Source organism: Arthrobacter sp. B0427-1-12, from assembly GCF_059092905.1.
The window spans coordinates 52008-70124 of sequence record NZ_JBNHIC010000019.1; the positions used below are offsets into that span (position 1 = coordinate 52008).

General features: G+C 63.5%; 12 protein-coding genes and 4 pseudogenes. 3 read left to right on the forward strand and 13 right to left on the reverse strand.

Annotation, left to right across the window (positions count from 1 at the left end):
• The first annotated feature begins 248 nt into the window (after positions 1-248).
• Positions 249-1832, forward strand: a complete 1584-nt coding sequence (mftG, locus tag AC5RWU_RS12845; protein ID WP_494031230.1) for a mycofactocin dehydrogenase MftG — start codon at positions 249-251, stop codon at positions 1830-1832.
• 551 nt (positions 1833-2383) lie between these two features.
• On the opposite strand, the pseudogene AC5RWU_RS12850 reads toward mftG, so the two are convergent.
• The 13 genes and pseudogenes from AC5RWU_RS12850 to AC5RWU_RS12910 form a co-directional block, all read right to left on the reverse strand.
• A pseudogene (locus AC5RWU_RS12850) lies at positions 2384-3044 on the reverse strand (IclR family transcriptional regulator); the annotation flags it as partial.
• 160 nt (positions 3045-3204) lie between these two features.
• Positions 3205-4077, reverse strand: coding sequence for an SDR family NAD(P)-dependent oxidoreductase (locus tag AC5RWU_RS12855; RefSeq protein ID WP_494031257.1), 873 nt, complete (start codon positions 4075-4077; stop codon positions 3205-3207).
• 101 nt (positions 4078-4178) lie between these two features.
• A pseudogene (locus AC5RWU_RS12860) lies at positions 4179-5285 on the reverse strand (NADH:flavin oxidoreductase/NADH oxidase).
• Positions 5236-6654, reverse strand: coding sequence for a mycofactocin biosynthesis glycosyltransferase MftF (gene mftF / locus AC5RWU_RS12865; RefSeq protein ID WP_494031231.1), 1419 nt, complete (start codon positions 6652-6654; stop codon positions 5236-5238). The pseudogene AC5RWU_RS12860 and the gene mftF overlap by 50 nt, the downstream one beginning before the upstream one ends.
• Positions 6651-7240: pseudogene (locus AC5RWU_RS12870) on the reverse strand (mycofactocin-coupled SDR family oxidoreductase). The gene mftF and the pseudogene AC5RWU_RS12870 overlap by 4 nt, the downstream one beginning before the upstream one ends.
• 382 nt (positions 7241-7622) lie before the next feature.
• Complete coding sequence (locus tag AC5RWU_RS12875; protein ID WP_494031232.1) at positions 7623-8390, reverse strand: cyclase family protein; 768 nt, start codon at positions 8388-8390, stop codon at positions 7623-7625.
• 270 nt (positions 8391-8660) lie between these two features.
• Complete coding sequence (locus tag AC5RWU_RS12880; protein ID WP_494031233.1) at positions 8661-9548, reverse strand: class I SAM-dependent methyltransferase; 888 nt, start codon at positions 9546-9548, stop codon at positions 8661-8663.
• 375 nt (positions 9549-9923) lie between these two features.
• Positions 9924-10613: an alpha/beta fold hydrolase gene (locus AC5RWU_RS12885; RefSeq protein ID WP_494031234.1), complete on the reverse strand. Its 690-nt coding sequence runs from the start codon at positions 10611-10613 to the stop codon at positions 9924-9926.
• 660 nt (positions 10614-11273) lie between these two features.
• Entirely contained in the window at positions 11274-12698 is a 1425-nt protein-coding gene (pntB, locus tag AC5RWU_RS12890) for a Re/Si-specific NAD(P)(+) transhydrogenase subunit beta (protein WP_494031235.1), read from the reverse strand.
• A 47-nt stretch (positions 12699-12745) separates the two neighbouring features.
• Positions 12746-14302: a Re/Si-specific NAD(P)(+) transhydrogenase subunit alpha gene (locus tag AC5RWU_RS12895; protein ID WP_494031236.1), complete on the reverse strand. Its 1557-nt coding sequence runs from the start codon at positions 14300-14302 to the stop codon at positions 12746-12748.
• Positions 14303-14568: 266 nt separating this feature from the next.
• A complete protein-coding gene (locus AC5RWU_RS12900) occupies positions 14569-14727 on the reverse strand; it encodes a hypothetical protein (protein ID WP_494031260.1) in 159 nt (52 codons plus the stop codon).
• An 80-nt stretch (positions 14728-14807) separates the two neighbouring features.
• A pseudogene (locus AC5RWU_RS12905) lies at positions 14808-15041 on the reverse strand (TetR-type transcription factor C-terminal domain-containing protein); the annotation flags it as partial.
• Positions 14941-15360, reverse strand: coding sequence for a TetR/AcrR family transcriptional regulator (locus AC5RWU_RS12910; protein WP_494031237.1), 420 nt, complete (start codon positions 15358-15360; stop codon positions 14941-14943). The gene AC5RWU_RS12910 and the pseudogene AC5RWU_RS12905, both read right to left, overlap by 101 nt.
• A gap of 416 nt (positions 15361-15776) precedes the next feature.
• Between AC5RWU_RS12910 and AC5RWU_RS12915 the strand changes: the two genes are divergently transcribed.
• Complete coding sequence (locus tag AC5RWU_RS12915; RefSeq protein WP_494031238.1) at positions 15777-16988, forward strand: acyl-CoA dehydrogenase family protein; 1212 nt, start codon at positions 15777-15779, stop codon at positions 16986-16988.
• Entirely contained in the window at positions 16985-18064 is a 1080-nt protein-coding gene (locus tag AC5RWU_RS12920) for a phosphotransferase family protein (RefSeq protein WP_494031239.1), read from the forward strand. Before AC5RWU_RS12915 ends, AC5RWU_RS12920 begins: the two co-directional genes overlap by 4 nt.
• The last annotated feature ends 53 nt before the right edge of the window (positions 18065-18117 follow it).

An 18117-nucleotide genomic window follows, 5' to 3' on the forward strand; every position in this document is an offset into this window, starting at 1 on the left:
CTTGCCACGGATCCGCCGGGCCGCGGCCGTGCTGCTTGCGGCTGGGCCGCTGCGGGAAGGGGCGCGGATCCGCCTGGTGATCGACCCCCTGCGCTGGACAGGGATGTTCCGGACTGAGGAGCCGCCTACGGGTTGGGCGTTTGGACAGGGAGCTTCCGGCACCGTCACTTCAGGGCGGTGCTTCCCAAAGTCAGCCTCCGCCTGGTACGCAACCCCACCACCTCCGATGCACGAAAGCGGAAGAATCAGTGAAGAATGCCACGATCGTTGTAGGGGCAGGGGCTGCCGGCTGTGCCCTGGCCGCACGGCTGAGCGAAGACCCGGACCGTAATGTTCTGCTCATCGAGGCGGGACCGGATGCGATGACTACCGGGCAGTTCCCGGCGGATATCCGTGACGCCTCACGTCTGACCGGAGCCATGCCGGGCCACCCCCACAACTGGGGCTTCCTCGCACAGCTCTCACCGGGAATCGATTACACCGTGGCCCGGGGCCGTATCCTGGGCGGGTCCACGGCCATCAACGGCTCCTACCTTGTGCGGGCCCGCAGGAGCGACTGCGACCGCTGGGAAGCGGCCGGTAACAGCGCGTGGTCCTACGAGAATGTCCTGCCTTACTACATCCGGCTGGAGGACGACCTCCTCTATGGAGGCTCGGCAGGCCATGGGTCCGGCGGACCCGTGCCGGTCTACCGGGAGATCGAGAGTCCGTCCGAATTCACTCTCGCCTTCTATGCAGCGGCCAAGGAGCTGGGTTTCCAGGAGGATCCCGACAAGAACGATATGACAGTCGCGGAAGGCTACGGGCCGCTGCCGGTGAACTGTGTGGACGGGCTTCGCATCAACACCGGCATCGCCTATATCAACCCGATCCGGAACCGGCCCAACCTCAAGATCGTGTGCGGAACCGAAGTCTCCAGAATCCTGTTTGACGGGGATACCGCCGTCGCCGTCGAAGCCGTGGTGGACGGCCGGACCGAGACCATTCACGGTCAGGAAATCGTCCTTTGCGCCGGTGCCGTCAAGTCCGCGCATCTGCTCCTGCTTTCCGGAATAGGTCCCGCCGCCGAGCTGGCGGAAGCCGGAATACCGGTCCTGCACGATGCGCCCGGGGTCGGCAAGAACTTCAGCGACCACCCCGACATCTGCCTGATCTTTGAACCGAAGCGACGGCTCGACCCGCCCGAAACTGACCGGCTCTTCGAAGGGGTCCTGAACTTGACATCGGCCGGTGCCGCCACCCCCGGCGACCTTGAAATCCTGCCCATGCTGCGCCCGTTCAGCCGCGCCATGCACGCAGGAACCGGGCCGAACGATTCCGGCGACAACAACGTCTGCTTCATCGTGGCGTTACAGCAGCCCAGCTCGCGCGGTCAGATCACCATCAGGACGCCGGACCACGGGGACCACCCGGAGATTTCCTACGGGTATCTGGCCCATGACGCCGACAAGACACGGATGCGCGAGGCACTCCGTACCGCCGTCCGCCTACTGGAAACACAGGCCTTCAGCCCCATATTCGAACGTCTCGCGGACCTCAGTACCGACATCCTCAACGATGACGCCAGCCTCGACCGCTGGGCCTTCGACCACCTCGGGACCGCCATCCACATGTCCGGCACCGCCAGCATGGGTCCGCCCCAAGACCCCATGGCCGTCGTCGATCAGTACGGCCGTGTGCACGGCATCCGGAACCTCCGCGTCGCCGACACCTCGATCCTCCCCGACGCCCCAACCCGCGGCACCGCCGCAACGGCAATCATGATCGGCGAGAAGGTGGCCGATTTCATCCGTCACGGCGAGAGAATCTCGGAATCCTCCATTCAGCATTGACCCGGGGACGGCGCGGCCATGCGCCACGGCGGCAGGCCCTCGCAGGTGGACCTTCTGCGCAGGGCAGCCAGATTGCCCGCTGGCGGGAATCCTATTTCCAGGAGCAAGATTCACGTCGGTTCCTAAACCGTTCTGGAAAATAAAACCCGCAGTCGTTGTAGTCCCTTGGTGAATGTCCGTACTCATGCCAGGCCGGCCATCTGTTTGCATCCGTTTCGATAAGAGGTTCGATACGCTGTTGCTCCGGTTTTTCCACAGCGGGGGAGCGTGTTCGTTCTTGGTGCGGTTCACTGTCATCAAACGTCCCGTGGTGAGGAGTCGATAATAATGATTTCCTCAAGCTGTCCTGTTGCGATATTCCTGTGTTACAGGTCTGAGTCGCACATCAGGTGCGGTAGCTGTACCCCGTGCCGTGGCCACGGTGCACCATGAGGCCTTGGCTTGCGCGTGGTCGGAGCGGTGACGGGGTTCTCGGGTACGGGCTGGTCTTCGTCCGTAGGTTAGCGGACCAGGCTTCACCATCCGGGTTCCGCCAGGCCTAACCTCGATCGCTAGTTAGCGGCTGCTGTATTCAAATGGGCGGAGACTTGCTTCGCGGCAGTCTCAGAAGCGGAACGGCGCGCTGGGCAAAGCTCTAATCCACACGGGAAACCGGCCCCGAAACGGAGATCGCCATGGGAATCGGGGCATCAGGAACCACCATCGCGAAGCAGCGCACGCCGAATTCCTGTTCCTGCTCGTCAATGGAGTATCCGCGTTCCCGGATGCGCTTCAACTCCAGCATGAGGTCGGAGATGTTGCGACACTCCGTTCTGTGGGCGTGGGCATGCCGGCGCGCGTCACAATGCCGCGAACACTGTCGTACTCCAGTTGGGCGAGGATTGCCTTGCCCACGCCGGTGTCGGGTGTATGCACGCGGCGACCGACCTCGGTGAACATGCGCATGGAATGTGGCGAGGGGACTTGGCTGATGTAGACCGACCATGTCGGAGTCCAGTACCGCGACGTTGGCAGATTCCCCCAAGGTGTCCACCAGTGTCTTCAGGTACGGGCGAGTGAGAGCCGAGCTATTTATTTGCCCCTTCACCCAACCGGATCAGCCGCGGCACCAGGAGTACCGCCGGTTGGCGAGCTGCCGGACGTGGCCCAGGAAACCAGCGTGCGCAGCAGCCGGTGGATGGTGGGCAGGGGCAGTGCCGTGAACGAGGACATTGGGGGTTATTGGGAGAGGGCAGAAGTTTCGGTAAGGAACGTTAGTGAGACGTCTAAGAGCGCGGTGAAAGCAACACGTCCATGTGTGTTCATATGCTTCCACCCGTTGCACGCTCACGTAGACATGGAACTGCCACCGTCCTGTTGGGCGTGGGCAGTTTCATGGAGTACAGCGGTGCCGAGCAGTTGTCCGTGGAAGCATTTGGACCGTTTGCTGGCTCTCGGGGTTGGTCTTCACCCGGGCGGACCTGAGGACCTTAATCGCGCGGCGCCCGTCCAACGCCTTGGGGCCGAGGCCGACCGGCTCGATTGGCCTGGGCCAGCGAGGTAGGCGAGCCCGTGCAGGCCGGCGCCACGGCCACCCGAGAAGCCGGGAAGGACAGTTACGACGGCGGTGGCCTTGCCTTCGAGAGCTGGACGGAAATGTTGTCATGTATTTTCGTTCAGAATCATGGGCGTGCCGACATGTGGGATTTACGCTGTTCACCCTGATCTTGTGTGGTGAGAGCTCATTGGTCAAAGACTTAACCAAGGCTGTCACCCCGAACTTCGTTGCGGAGTAGTGGGCTAAGCCGGGCATTCCCATCAGTGCGGCGATTAAGCCGGTCATGACGATGGATCCGCCGCGCCCGCCGGCGATGATGCGCGGGATCGTGGCGTGAAGGGTGCGGTACGCGCCTGTCAGGTTGATGTCTATCATCTCTTCCCAAACCTCGTTCAGAAGTTCCCAGAACGTGGCCAGGGTGGTGATGCCGGCTTGGGGTAGAACGATGTCGATGCGCCCGAACTGTTCCATTGCGTGGGCGGCAAGGGTGTCGATGGCGGCCTGATCGCGCACGTCGCCTTGGGGGAGGAGTGCCTGGCCTCCCGCTGCCTTGATTAGGCGCTCCGTCTCCTGCAAGTCATCCAGTGTGGCTCCGGGATAGACAGCGGTATCAATTTTGCGGGCGATATCGATCTCCACGATATTTGCGCCCTCACGTGCGAAGGCTTCCGCGTGGGATCGGCCCTGTCCTCTCGCCACGCCGGTAATGAAAACGACCTGTCCCTCGAAACGTCACATTATTCTCTCCTTTATCGTTAGCTCCCCATACAGCGCCGTGCTGTGCGGGCGTTCTTTTCTTTTCAGTAGGTCTATAAGGCCCAGTCGTATTGGACAGGCCAGTTGGGCTCTGCTGTTAGTGCTTGTGCTGCATGCTGTGGCCAGTTGGGGTTGCGGAGCAACTCGCGGCCCAGGAACGCAGCATCAGCGTCACCGTTCCGAACGACTTCCTCGGCCTGCGATGGTTCGGTGATGAGGCCGACTGCTGTTACTGCGACGTTGGATCCTGCCCGGACGGCGCGAGCAAAAGGGACCTAGTAGTTGAGTTCTGTTGGGATCCTGGCGTTGTGTACGAGTCCGCCGCTGGAAACATCGATCAAGTCCCCTCCTCGATCTCGGAGGGCCGCAGCCAACTCGATGGACTCCTCCAGTGTCCAGCCCGTACGTACGTCGTCCTTGTTTTCGGAGAGCCAATCTGTGGCGGATAACCGGAAGAGCAACGGCAGGTCATCGGGCCAGACTGTGCGTACGGCTTCGGCTGCTTCGAGAGCGAAATGGCAACGGTTATCGAAAGAGCCGCCGTAGTCATATGTTCTGGTATTGCTCGCCGGTGAAAGGAACTGGTGGATGAGGTACCCGTGGGCGCCGTGTAACTCGACTACCTTGAATCCTGCGTTATGTGCTCTTTCGGCCGCTCTTGCGAAATCGTGAACGGCTTGGTGGATCTCTTGCCGCGTCATCTCCCGCGGTGCCGGATGGTTGAAGTACGGCACCGGTGACGGGCCGACAGTTTGCCAGCCTCCATCGTGTGCCCCAATGTAGAAGGCTTCGTCCCATTGTGCGGCGGTCGAGGCCTTGCGGCCGGCGTGCCCAAGCTGTACGGCTGGAGTCGAGCCCTGGGCGCTGATGAAGGCGGTGATGCGTGAAAAGGCTTCCGCCTGTTCGTTGTTCCACAGCCCGGCGTCGTAGAGCGAGATTCTGCCTTCTGCAGAAACCGCGGTCGACTCAGCCATGACAAGCCCGGCTCCGCCGATGGCGCGGGCTGATAGGTGCGCGAAGTGGAAGTCGGTCGGTACACCGGCCATTCGACCGCTGGGTTCACAATCACTGCCTATTCGAACACGTGTCTGTAGCAGCGCGCTTAGCGCATTAATTCCTATTGCGCCCGATCCATCGGACAGCGAGACACCGACTGTCAAGACGCCGTAGGGCGCCCCACCAGAGCCCTGCTCCGTAGGCGAGATCGTCGAGGCGGCGGCCGATCAGCGCGGTGAGTGGGCCCACGCCCGGCCGCTCGTGGAGGAACAACACCAGATCTATTGCGGCGGCTGTGGCTATCGCCCGGCGGATGGAAGGGCTGAAGGAAGCCGCTAGTGCGGCGGCTGGCCACCAGTGCCGAAGCAGCAGGCCGGTTTCCTGGCGCACGGCCCAGCCCAAGCCGCGGGCTGCTAGCCGGACGGCAACGGCGGTTGTCCCGGTGCCGGCGGGCAATCGTCTGCGGAGGGACCAGGTCGTGGTAGCGATCACTGCTGCGGCAGCGGGCAGGGACCACCATCGGCGCTGCAGGACCGCCGCGGCGCCGAGGGCCATGGGAAGCGACAGGACTGCCGGGGCGACCTTGTCGCCGTGCCGGGAAGCCAGCAGGGCTCCTCCTGTTCCGTAGAGGACTTTCCGACCAAGCCAGGTCCGCATGCTCGTGCGGATGTCGTGGTGCACTTCAACCGTAGGGTCGTACCGCACTGCGTGTCCGGTCTCGACGAGCCGCCAGACGAGGTCGACGTCTTCGGCTACCCGCCATGTGTCCTGGAAGCCGCTGCCGAGCAGTTGGGTGCGGCCGACCAGGCAGGCCGAGGGTAGCCAGCCGATTTCGGCGCCGGTGTGGACCTGACCGCCGGTCCTGCCAAGGTCGAGGGAGGACGCTGCGGCGTCGTACCGTTCGAACCAACGGGGCCGGTCCGTGCGGGCTATGCCGGCGACGCGGGGCCCGACGAGGGCGAGCCGCGGGTCGGAGCAGTGGCGGGCCAGGTTGAGCAGGGCGCTGGTATCGGCTTCGACGTCGGAATCGACAAAGGCGACGAGGGGCGTGTCAACCCGGGCGAGGCCGGCGTTACGGGCTCCGGCCGGACCCAGGTTCCGGAAGAGTGGGATCAGACGGGCGCCGTGCCGTTGGGCGACCCGCGCGACGGCCGCCCGATCGTGCGAGGCGTCGTCGACGACGATGACTTGCAGCGGTGCGAGGGCGGTCAGGCAGCGGTCCAGCTGTTCGGCCCGGTCCCGTACCGGGACGATGACCGTCAGGTCCGCCGGGGAAACCTTTGTGTGGTCGAGCACGGGTTCGGCGAGGTTGCCGTCCAGGAGGCGGCGGGCGAGCGAGGCGGTAGTGGGCCCGTCCACGACCAGTCGGCCGTCGGCGAGCAGACATTGTGCTTTCGCACTGAGCCGGACAGTCCGAATAGGCGAGCCGCCGACGAGCAGCCGTCCCTCGTCGGTAACAACGAGATCGTCGCGGAGGGCGATCTCGAAACCGTTGGGCAATTCCTGGCGGTCGGAGAGGTTGGAGACGCTCATGCCGGGAATCCTCCGTCCGCGTGCACGACGGAGCCGTTGACGGCAGCTGCTTCGGGGCTGCAGCAGAAGGTGATAGTGGCTGCGACGTCGTCCGGGTGGAGGAGGCGTTTGAGCAGTTGGCGGTCGGCAAAGTCCTCGATGCCGGGCAGGTCGTAAATTTCGCTGGTGGCGGCCAGCATCGGTGTCCGGGTCGACCCGGGTGATACCGCGCAGGCGGTGACGCCGGTGCCGACGAGGTCGGCTGCGAGTCCTTTGACGAGTCCGACGACGGCGTGTTTGGCGGCATTGTAGGCAGCGAGTCGGAACAGTCCCTGGTGGCCGGCGGCTGAGGCGACGGCGACGAACCGGCGAGGAAGGCCGGAATGGTGACGGCGGCGGTGTTCCAGACACCGCGGACGTCCACGTCCCACAGCAACTGCAGGTCGGCCTCTCGCGTTTCCCACAGGGGCCGCCCGCCGGCGATGACGGCGGCCGCTGCGACGGCGGCGTCGAGCCACCCCCACTGGCCGAGGGCGACCTTAACCGCTGTTTGGAGTTGGGTGCGGTCGCGGACGTCGGCGATGTGTCCGATAGCACTGCGGTTCACACCTTCTTTACGACGCAAGGAGCGGTCGGAAGACGTCGCGGTGGAGGACCGGCTAACGGGACGCCTCAAAACCCTTACACATGTCTCGGAACAGCAGTTGAAAGCAGCTCACTAGGAATCACTTGCAAGACATGGTGGCAAGACGGTCCGTTCCTCCCCACGGGGAGAGGACCAGTTGTGTCTTGTCAGATTCCTGAATTGAATCGATTGTGAGACGCTTTCGGGTCAGAAGCGTGCCGGCCATGCGCAGCGCGCAGGCGGACCGCCGTACGGACGGACAAAACGTCTCCCGCACCGGCGGCAGAAACAGCCAGCGATCCCGCCTGAACTCAAAGGTCGCCAAGTTTCGGCAGCTAGACCTCAGAGAAGGATATGTCGCGGGTTATCGATCATCCGCCGTGTTTGGGATCAGGCTGATCGCGCGGATGGGAGAGCCGGTGCCGCCGTGAAGTCGGAGCGGGAGCGCCATGAAGTAGCTGATCTGGGGGACCTCGGCGAGATTGCACAGGTTTTCCATAACGAGCACTCCTGCGGGGAGCAGCTCGTAGTGTGCACGCAGGTCGGGTCCGGACTTGTCTCCCGGGTCGATGCTGATGCAGTCAATGCCGACCGCTTTCACGCCCTTGTCACGCAGGTATCGCGCTGCTTCGCCGGTGAGTCCCGGCCAGCCGCGGAGGTAGTCGAACCCCTCGGGAACGAGCGACCAACGGTGCTCCCATTTCGTGTCCAACAGGACGATGTCATCACGTTCGATGGCAACGTTCTGGGCTTCCCACTCGCTGAGCTCGTCGCGGCCGATGTTGTAGCTGACGGGATCATAAGGGCCGAAGCTGAGTTTGACCGCCCGGCCCATCAATCCGGTCAACGGGATCTCGTGAGTGTGGACACGCCGTTTGTCGCTGGGATCTGGCACAAAATGCGCCGGTACGTCGACGTGCGTGCCGGAATGGTCGCCCATGACGAGCTGGTTAAATTCAGCCGGATCCGTCATCGAGGGGAACGGCAGCAGGAAAAACTTCGGGTGGGCGGGGATGGTCGGGATTCCCTGAATCAGCTCGCGGCTGAGGTCAACGACCCGGTAGGCGCTCAGGACCTCCCGCAGCGCTTCAGCCGACCTCTGATGCAGGTCCCCTTCGTTGTGCCGTGTCATGAAAATAACAGTGCGTCCCGTACAGGCCGGGAATCAAGGTGTCGGCTTCGACGACTGGCCGGCGGACTGCCGGGCAGTTGACGTGTCCCAGGCTGGACCGCGTGAGCGGGGGAAAATCGGTCAGAGCAGAGTGCCTCTCCAATTTCTGACACTCTCCGGCTACACAGTCTGAGATTTCATTGTTGTGGGGCGGGTAACCCCCTGATGGCCTCCGCTCGGTGCCCTTGCCTCGTTCTGTTTTCCCAGAAATGACCGTGGTGGTGCTGGCGGTCAGGCGGGCTCCTGCGGCGTTGAGTTGCCGGGTTCGCGTGGCGCCCCGTTCTCCCTCGCCTTAGACAGCGTGAATATCCCATAGCTCATCGCACCGGTGCGGTAGGCCAGGATCAGGCGAGGAATGCTCAGAACGAAGATGCGATTGCGTGCGCCAAGGGCGAAGCGGCGTGTCTTGCGATCGACGAGCAAGGCCTTCACAAGTCGACGGGCGCAGATGGTCCATGTGCGCGCGACGCGGCGGCTGACATCCTCATAGCCAGCGATCGTAAAGCCCGCCGCCATTGCCATCTCTTCATAGTCCGCGCGCGTGCCCATGGAGGGCAGGCGCCCCTCGCGGCAGATCGGCTCGAGCAGGTGGCGAACTTTCCAACGGCTAGCCTCAGTCTCGGCGAGCCACGCGCAGACGACGAAGCGGCCGCCGGGCGACAGCACGCGATGCGCCTCGGCGAAGAACCGGGGCTTGTCGACCATGTGCTCGCTCGACTCGATCGCCCATGCGGCATTGGCCGAGTCATCAGTCAGCCCGTTATCGAGCCAGTCACGGACATGGATGTTCACGTCGGGTGCGGGATGCGCGGCGGCGTAGTGGGCCTGCTTAGCGGAGAGCGTGAAGCCGGTAACGCGGACCCTGCGTGTCACCGCGAGCTGCCTTGCGGTAGAGCCATAGCCGCAGCCGATGTCGATGCACGCCTCGCCGGGCATAAGGCGCAGCCGATCGCCGACCGTGTCGCTTAGCGCCTCGACGGCCTCGGCGGGCGTCTCGCGACCCGTCGCCCACAGCCCGTGATGGACATGATCACCCCACACCCGACGATAAATCGGATCGAGCTCATCGTAGTGATCCGCGACCGCTACGGCGTTCTGGGAAGCATTGGGGACGATCACGCCATCACGTTATAACGCCGATCCATGGCCTCGTAAGGTCTCCCTTCCAAGACCTAGCGACCTGTGCCCGAACATCCAACGGGCGATATCCGGCTTCATGGAGCAAGGCCCTGCCTGGCAGAACAGTTTTTATCTCGGACAGCGGCTCGAAGGTTGCGTTAGAACCGCCGAGGAAGTGTCCGTTGAAGGACGCCCAAATGGGACAGAAATGAGTTCTGAGCGGGATCCGATTTAGGCAGCCCCGGCTATTCGGCCGCACGCATAATCTCTCGGGGATGGCTGTTGCGTAGCGGCACCGGCTTATGAGACCCTGACTGGCCGTCGTCGCGGTGACCCATGCATCTGAGTGTCCGGCCCTCGGGGCGTTCCGGGGGATCAGGTTATCGCGGCGCGCGCGATGACCTCGGCGAGCTCGTTGGGTTTGCTTACCATGGGTGCATGGGCACTGTCGAGCTCGACGGAGGACGTGGTGTTTTCTGCAAAGCTTCGCTGCAGTCGGGGGGAGAAGGACCGGTCCTGAGTGCATACCACGTAGACGGAGGGATGCTGTTGCCAACCAAGTCCGCTAGGTAACTCGGTCAGCGGTGCCAGCGCCTGGCGGCCAAGCTGCCGCTCGACCCATGCGAACTGTTCGTCGGACAGGTCGTTGTACACGAGTTTGCGTGCGCTCTGCGGGTTCATCGATCCGGTTCCGTCGTCGAGCATGTCGACTTCCAAGGTGCCGCCAGGTTCGGGATCGCTGCCGCTGATGTCTGCGACGGACTGGCCGGCACGGGGGAGCGCGGCGCAGACGTAGATCAGCGAGGCAACGTCATCATTTTCCGCTGACGCGCCTGTGATAACCATGCCGGCATATGAGTGGCCGACGAGGACGGCTGGGCCGTCAAGCTCGGCCAGTGCCTTGCGAACTGCCTGCTCATCGTCGGCGAGGGATGCGCCGGCTCGCCGGCTCGGCAGGTCGAGGGTGTTGACCTGCAATCCGCGGCGCGCGAGGTCTGTGACGACGTGGGACCAGATCCATGCGCCGGTGTAGGCGCCGTGGACGAGAAGAATCGGTTTGGGCATGGCGGTGTCTCTTTTCTCTGGGAACGGGCTCCGGTTTGGCAACCGACGCCTGGTCGGGATCCTAGGCTAAAGCACCTGAACTGTCACCACTGCGACATGATCGTCGTCGACAGTCACCTCACCGCTGTCGCGGTGGAGGACCGGCGTACGGGACAAGCAGTGGGGTGGGTCTTCTGATGATTGCGAAGCGGTCGCCTGCCCCAGCCCTCAACCCATCTCTTCCGTGAGCATAACGATGATGCCCTTTGGGCCGCGGCCTGTACATGTCCTCGCAGTGGGCGCATCGGCGGATTCGGAGCGGACATGATGGGACCGTTTCCTTCGATGCCTGGGCGAAGAAGGTGGGGCTGCCACCGAGGGAAGGCAGCCCCACACACAGGGAGCTGTCAGTAGCTGATGACCTGCGGCTTGGCGACCTTGCCACACCCTCAGTCCTGCTGAGATCGAGAGCGCTCTTGACTTCCAAATAGCCTGTCTTGGCTTCGTTGCCGACGGCAAATACATCGTCCAAGATGCTCCGCAGGGCACGCTCACCAAGCGGGATGATGTTGGTATCCATGCCGTCAACCTCCGCCCTGTTCAAACTGGTCACTCTCATCAGTAATGCGATGACAGTGGCAGCAGGCGACGGGCGTGGCGATGTGGACGAACGATCAAGATTTAGAACGCGCGGAGGATGTCCTCCACGCGTTGTTTCGCGTCGCCGAAGAGCATGTGGGAGTTGTCGCGGAAGAAGAGGGGGTTCTGTACACCGGCGTATCCGGCAGCCATGGAGCGTTTGAACACCACGACGTTTTCTGCTTCCCAGACACGGAGCACGGGCATGCCGGCGATGGGGCTGCCGGGGTCCTCGGCCGCGGCCGGGTTGACGGTGTCGTTGGCCCCGATGACCAGGACGACGGAGGTGCTGTCAAGGTCGTCGTTGATTTCGTCCATTTCCAGGACGATGTCGTAAGGGACTTTTGCTTCGGCGAGGAGCACGTTCATGTGCCCGGGCAACCGGCCAGCAACGGGGTGGATGCCGAACCGGACATCCACTCCCCGCTCCCGTAGTTTGTCGGCAAGTTCAGCAACAGGGTACTGCGCCTGGGCGACTGCCATGCCGTAGCCCGGAGTGATGACGACGCTGGAGGCGTTGGAGAGCAGCTCGGCGGTTTCCTGAGCTGAAATCTCCCGGTGTTCGCCGTGGTCGGCGTCCGCTTGCGCGGGGGCGGCGATGCCAAAGCCACCGGCAATTACCGAGATGAAGGACCGGTTCATGGCCTTGCACATGATGTAGGACAGGTAGGCACCCGAGGAGCCGACCAGGGCTCCGGTGATGATGAGCAGGTCGTTGTTTAGCAGGAAGCCGGCCGCGGCTGCGGCCCAGCCGGAGTAGCTGTTGAGCATGGACACGACGACCGGCATGTCGCCGCCGCCGATGGAGGCCACCAGGTGCCAGCCCAGTCCCAAGGCAAGCAGAGTGACGACGATCAGGAGCCACAGCTGGGAGTCGTTGACATACCAGACGGTAAGGGCGATGAACAACGCGAGGGCGCCGAGGTTGATCGCGTTCTTGCCCGGCAGCATCAACGGTGAGGACTTCATCCGGGCGGAGAGTTTCAGGAATGCCACGATGGAGCCGGTGAAGGTCACGGCGCCAATGAAGACGCCGATGAACACTTCGGCGTGGTGGATTGCTTTCAGGTCCGGGGACAGGTCTGGGGCTTCGAGGTGCCCGTTCCAGCCTACGAGCACCGCGGCGAGGCCCACGAAGCTGTGCAGCAGTGCGATCAGTTCGGGCATCCCGGTCATTTCGACCACACGGGCGCGCCAGAGCCCGATGGCACCGCCGACCAGGACCGCGATCACGAGCAGCCCCAATCCGGTGAGGCCGTGGCCGGTGCCCCAGGCGCCCTGGAGGGTCAGCCAGATCGTCGCGGCGAGGGCGATGACCATCCCGGTGATGCCGTAGATGACCCCTGCCTTTGCTTTCTCGTGCTTGCTCAGTCCGGCGAGGCTGAGGATGAACAGCAGGGCCGCCACGATGTAGGCCGCCCCGGCCAGGGAGTCTGCGGTCAACGGACCGGAGATGGCGTCAGACACGGTAAAACTCCTCGTTAGGATTCCTGCTGCTGTTTCGGCGGCGGCGCTCATTTGCCTACCCCGTTTCCTCGGGAGAACATGGCGAGCATGCGCCGGGTGACGGCGAAACCGCCGAAAATGTTGATGCTCGCCAGCAGGACCGCGAAGGCGGCGAGGACCTGCATGACCGGGTTCTCCGAGGTAACCTGCAGCAGCGCACCGACGACGATGATCCCCGAGATGGCGTTCGTAACGGACATCAGCGGGGTGTGCAGGGCGTGATGGACCTTCCCGATCACATAAAAGCCGACTACGACTGAGAGCATCAGCACCGTGAAGTGCTGCGGCAGCGGCGCCGGGGCCACCGCGTTGATCCCAAACAGGGCCGCGATGCCGACGGCGAAGAGCCCGGCCTTACCGCCCGCGCTGAGGCCTTCCTTTTTCTTTGGCGCAGTGCTTTCGGCGGCCGGGGCTTGAGTCGTGGTTGCGGGTGCGGCGGAGACCTGGACCGGGGGCGGCGGCCAGGTCTTCTCCCCCTCGCGCACCACGGTCACCGAACGCTGCACCACATCATCAAAGTCGATCCGCAGCACCCCGTCTTTGTCCGGGGTCAGGAGCTTGAGCAGGTTCACCATGTTTGTCCCGTACAGCTGGGAGGCCTGCGCCGGCAGCCGTCCCGGAAGATCGGTGTAGCCCAGGATGACGACACCGTTGTCCGTGACGATGCGTTCGCCGGCGACGGAACCCTCCACGTTCCCGCCCTGTCCGGCCGCCATGTCGACGATGACGCTTCCCGGTTTCATGGAGGCAACGTCCTCGGCGGTGAGGAGTTTGGGCGCGGGACGGCCCGGAATGAGGGCCGTGGTGATGATGATGTCAACCTCCCGGGCCTGTTCGGAATAGATCTCCGCGGCACGCCGGTCGTAGGCCTCGGACGTGGCCCTGGCATACCCGTCCGATGACTTCATCTCCTCCTCGACCTCAACCTTGAGGTAAGTACCGCCGATGGACTTCACCTGGTCGGCCACCTCCGGCCGCGGGTCCGTCGCCCGTACGATCGCACCCAGGCTGCTCGCGGCCCCGATCGCTGCCAGGCCCGCCACCCCGGCGCCGGCGACTAGGACCTTCGCCGGCGGCACTTTGCCCGCCGCGGTCACCTGCCCGGTGAAGAACCGGCCAAACTCATGGGCCGCCTCAATCACCGCCCGGTAACCGGCAATATTTGCCATCGAGCTGAGCACGTCCATCGACTGCGCCCGCGAAATTCGAGGCACCGCATCCAGCGCCAGAGCCGTGATCGGACGCGCCGCCAGCGCCTCCACCAGTTCCGGCCGCAGCGCCGGGCTCAGCATTCCAATGAGCGTGGCGCCATTAGCCAGACGGCCGATCTCCTCCTCGGTGGGCGGGTTGATCCTCAGCACCACCTCGCTGCCCCACGCCTCGTCGGCGCCCACAATCACCGCGCCAGCCTCAGCATAGGCGTCGTCAGGGAAGGACGCTGACTCGCCCGCGCCTTTCTCTACTATGACCTCGTAGCCTAGGTCCCTTAACTGCCTGGCGGTGACGGGAGTCGCCGCCACCCTTGTCTCGTGGCCTAACTCCGCCACGATCCCTATACGTGTCACGTTTATTCTCTCTCATCCATCCAGCGCGCCTGAATGAATATCATCGCCAGGGGCCGCGCCGGTGTCTTCATTTCTGGTTCACGCCCATCAGCAGGACGCTGACGGGGGCTGGAGTTCCCGCATCTGGTCGCCAGTTCAAACCCGGATCCACCGTTAAACGCACACTCCCGATAATCTAAGAAACGAATCAGCAGGCCAGCGACGAACGACACAGGACAGGGCTTATGAGCTCCTACGAGTTTCTGTGCCTGCAACCTAGCCAAGGGTTACTCCTGCCCAGTTAATCCTCTGGTGGTGCCGATGCAGATCGCTTCGCCGGCTGGCAGTTCGGGACATTGCTGGAAGCGGTTGAGAACGTCGCGGTCGTGGCCGGGGATGAGGATGTCGTATTCCTGACCCTTCGTGTTCCGGATGTTTTCGAACATTGCGATAGCTCCTGGCCAAGGGCCCGCTGGGCCAGAAGCACGTATTCATCGGCGAGATCGGCGGGTGAAAGCTGGCCACCGAGTCGATACCACTGGGCCACGCCCGTGCACATAGTGACGATGGCGCGGCTCGCATCACGCGGGCTCTCCGTACGCAAAAGCCCTGCTCGAACACCTTCCTCGACGATCCCATCAAGAAGCCTTTGCTGTCGGTCACGGGATGCAATGTGTCGCGCGCGGGCTTCCGGCTTCAGCGCGCGTATCTCGCTCGCCGCTACGAACGCGAGCTCGCCGCGATACGCGTGGAACAGCACGAGACACTCGATGTGCGACCTGAATCTGGCTTCCACCGACTCGCCGGCCCCTTCGAGCGCGGCGATGCTGCGGCCGTACAGGTCCCATCGCGAGCTCCATGAGAGTCGCGAGCATCGCTTGCTTCGACTTGAAGTGGTGATAGAGGCCGGGTGCCGATAGTCCCGCGGCGGCGGCCAGCTGACGCGTTGTGGTCCCGTGGTACCCCTGCTCGACAAAGCAGGTCAGGGCGGCCTGCAGGATCGGCGGTGCAGGCGGGTCGCCGTATTCCTTCCAACGGGCCTTGTTCGCCATTTCGTGAGGCGCCTTGGCGTCTGTCATGAGTCCCTGCGATCGAAACTCGCACCCACGACTCCCGTGGGGGAGCCGCAGAGGCTCAATCCGCCGGCGGCGACGGATGCCTGATCGGGGATGCCCCGCGCCTCGATACGGTTTGAAGTTGTCTTATCCATCACCATTGCGTGATGCTCCCATTCGTCCGTTGGGCAGGCGGGTACGGATGCCGCCTTGACATCGGGCCCCGGTTCGAACCAAGCTTACTTTACCGATCGCTAGCTCGGCTACCCTCGACTGGGAAGGGTGATGATGCTCGGAGCATTGACCGCGCAGCGACTGTCAGGCAAGAACTTGATTGTGACCGGAGCGGTCGCTTTCCTCGCCTCCGCTGACGCGTCATGGATCACCGGACAAGTCCTCAACCTCGACGGAGGACTACTTACTAATGCGGAAGGAACGGCATGAGCTTGACTGAAATTGAGGACCTACGGCTTCGCACGCGTGCCTTCATCCGCGATCACGTCATTCCCGCTGAGCCGGCTCCCGGCCAACGCCTCGATCCGACCGTCCGCGCGCAACTTCAGTCGGCAGCCAAGGCCGCTGGCGTCTTCGCCCCCCACGTCGAGCGCAGGTTCGGCGGGCAGGGACTGGCTATCGAACATTGGTCACCGATCTTCCAGGAGGCCGGCTATTCGCCGATCGGGCCGACCGCTCTCAACTGCATGGCACCGGACGAAGGCAACATGCACATGCTCGAGCTCATCGCCACCCCGGAGCAGCAGGAACGATATCTCATGCCACTCGCGGCTGGTGAGATCCGCTCCTGCTTTGCGATGACCGAACCACACCCAGGCGCGGGATCGGACCCTGCCGCCCTCATGACCGAAGCCCGGCGCGTCGACGGCGGATGGCGCATCTCTGGTCATAAGCGTTTTATCAGCGGCGCGGACGGTGCGGAACTAACGATTGTGATGGCACGCAATGCGGAATCGGACGGGCTTCCGGGGGGCGCGACCATGTTCCTTGTCGACACCGCTAACCCGGGCATGCGCATGGGCGAGCACATCCACACGATCGATCGGGCCATTGACGGCGGACACCCGCATCTCTATTTCGACGACTGCTTTGTGGAAGATGCGGCCGTACTCGGTCGACCGGGCGAAGGCTTCCGCTACGCGCAGGTTCGCCTTGCGCCGGCACGTCTGACCCATTGCATGCGATGGCTGGGATTGGCCCGCCGGTCCCTTGACATTGCCCTCGACCGTGCCGATAACCGGGAGCTATTCGGCTCAGCCATGAAGGAGCTGGGACTCGTGCAGGAACTGATCGCGCAATCCATGATCGACATCGAAACGTCCGATGCTATCATCACAAAAACCGCGAACCTGCTCGCCACAGATCCGAAAGCCGGATCGGCCATGTCCTCGATCGCGAAGGTACACTGCTCCGAGGCGATTTACCGAGTGATTGACCGCGCAATCCAAATCTGCGGCGGCGACGGCGTCTCCGATGGCCTCCCGCTCGCACAGTATCTCAACGAGGTACGGCCATTCCGGATCTACGATGGCTCCAACGAGACCCACAAGTGGGCAATCTCCCGCCGCGCATCGGCTGCCAGGGCCAAGGCCGTGGCGAACGGCGAGCTTCGCCTCGATCAGGCGGTGATCCGATGAGCACCGTCAGCGACGGCGTTCAGGTCGTCGATTCGCGTGAGGAAGCCACCGCGCTTGCCTTGCCGCCGCTGCTCGTCCTCGACGCCGTCCGCGAGTTCTTCGACACGCACAAGCTCGGCCGAGGGCCGCTGGAGGTCGACCGCATCGGGGATGGCCAGTCAAATGTGACCTACCGGATTGTTCGCGGAGACGAGACATTCGTGCTACGCCGCGGACCCCGCCCGCCACACCCGAAGTCCGCCCACGACATGGTGCGGGAGGCCCGGATACAACGCTTGGTGCGTGCCGCAGGTGTCCCCGTGCCGCGCATAGTCGCCGTCTGCGATGATGATTCGACGCTCGACGTGCCCTTCTACGTCATGGAGTTCGTCGATGGCGAGGTGATCACCAACCGGATTCCGCCACAATTCGGCTCCGCGGAACAGCGGCGCGCTACCGCGTTCGCCGCGATAGATGCGATGGTCGCCCTGCACCGCGTCGACGTGAGGTCCGGGGAGCTAGCGACCCTTGGTCGACCCGATGGTTACTTGGAGCGGCAGGTCAGGCTCTTTTCGTCGTTGTGGGAGGTGAACACCCAGCGCGACCTGCCGGAAGTGGCAGCGATCGGGGATTGGCTCGCCGCAAATCGGCCAGAAAGTCAGATGGCGTCGATCGTCCACGGTGATTTCCGCTTGGGCAACCTCATGTTCAACAGCAATCCCCCCGTAACGGTTGCAGCGATCCTTGACTGGGAGATGGCCACCGTCGGCGACCCTCTCGCGGACCTCGGCTACTTCACCGCAACCTATGCGGAGCCGGGCGCAACATCAACCCCGATGGAGCTGACACCGGTTACCAGGGAAGCCGGGTATCCGTCGCACGATGAGCTCATCGCCAGATACGCGCAGCATTTGCCGCTGGACCTGAGCCAATTGCACTGGTATCAGGCACTGGCCTTGTGGAAGGCCGCGATCTTCTGCGAAGCCATGTACACGCGCTGGCTAAACGGCGAGCGCCCCGACGATGACTTTGCTCCGACCCTCGCAGAGGGCGTGCCAACACTCCTCCGGGCCGCTTCCTCCTTCGCCCGGATCTGAGTGCTGGTTGGACCAAAGTGACCTACCTGCAGTGTGCCCACACTTAGAAAAGG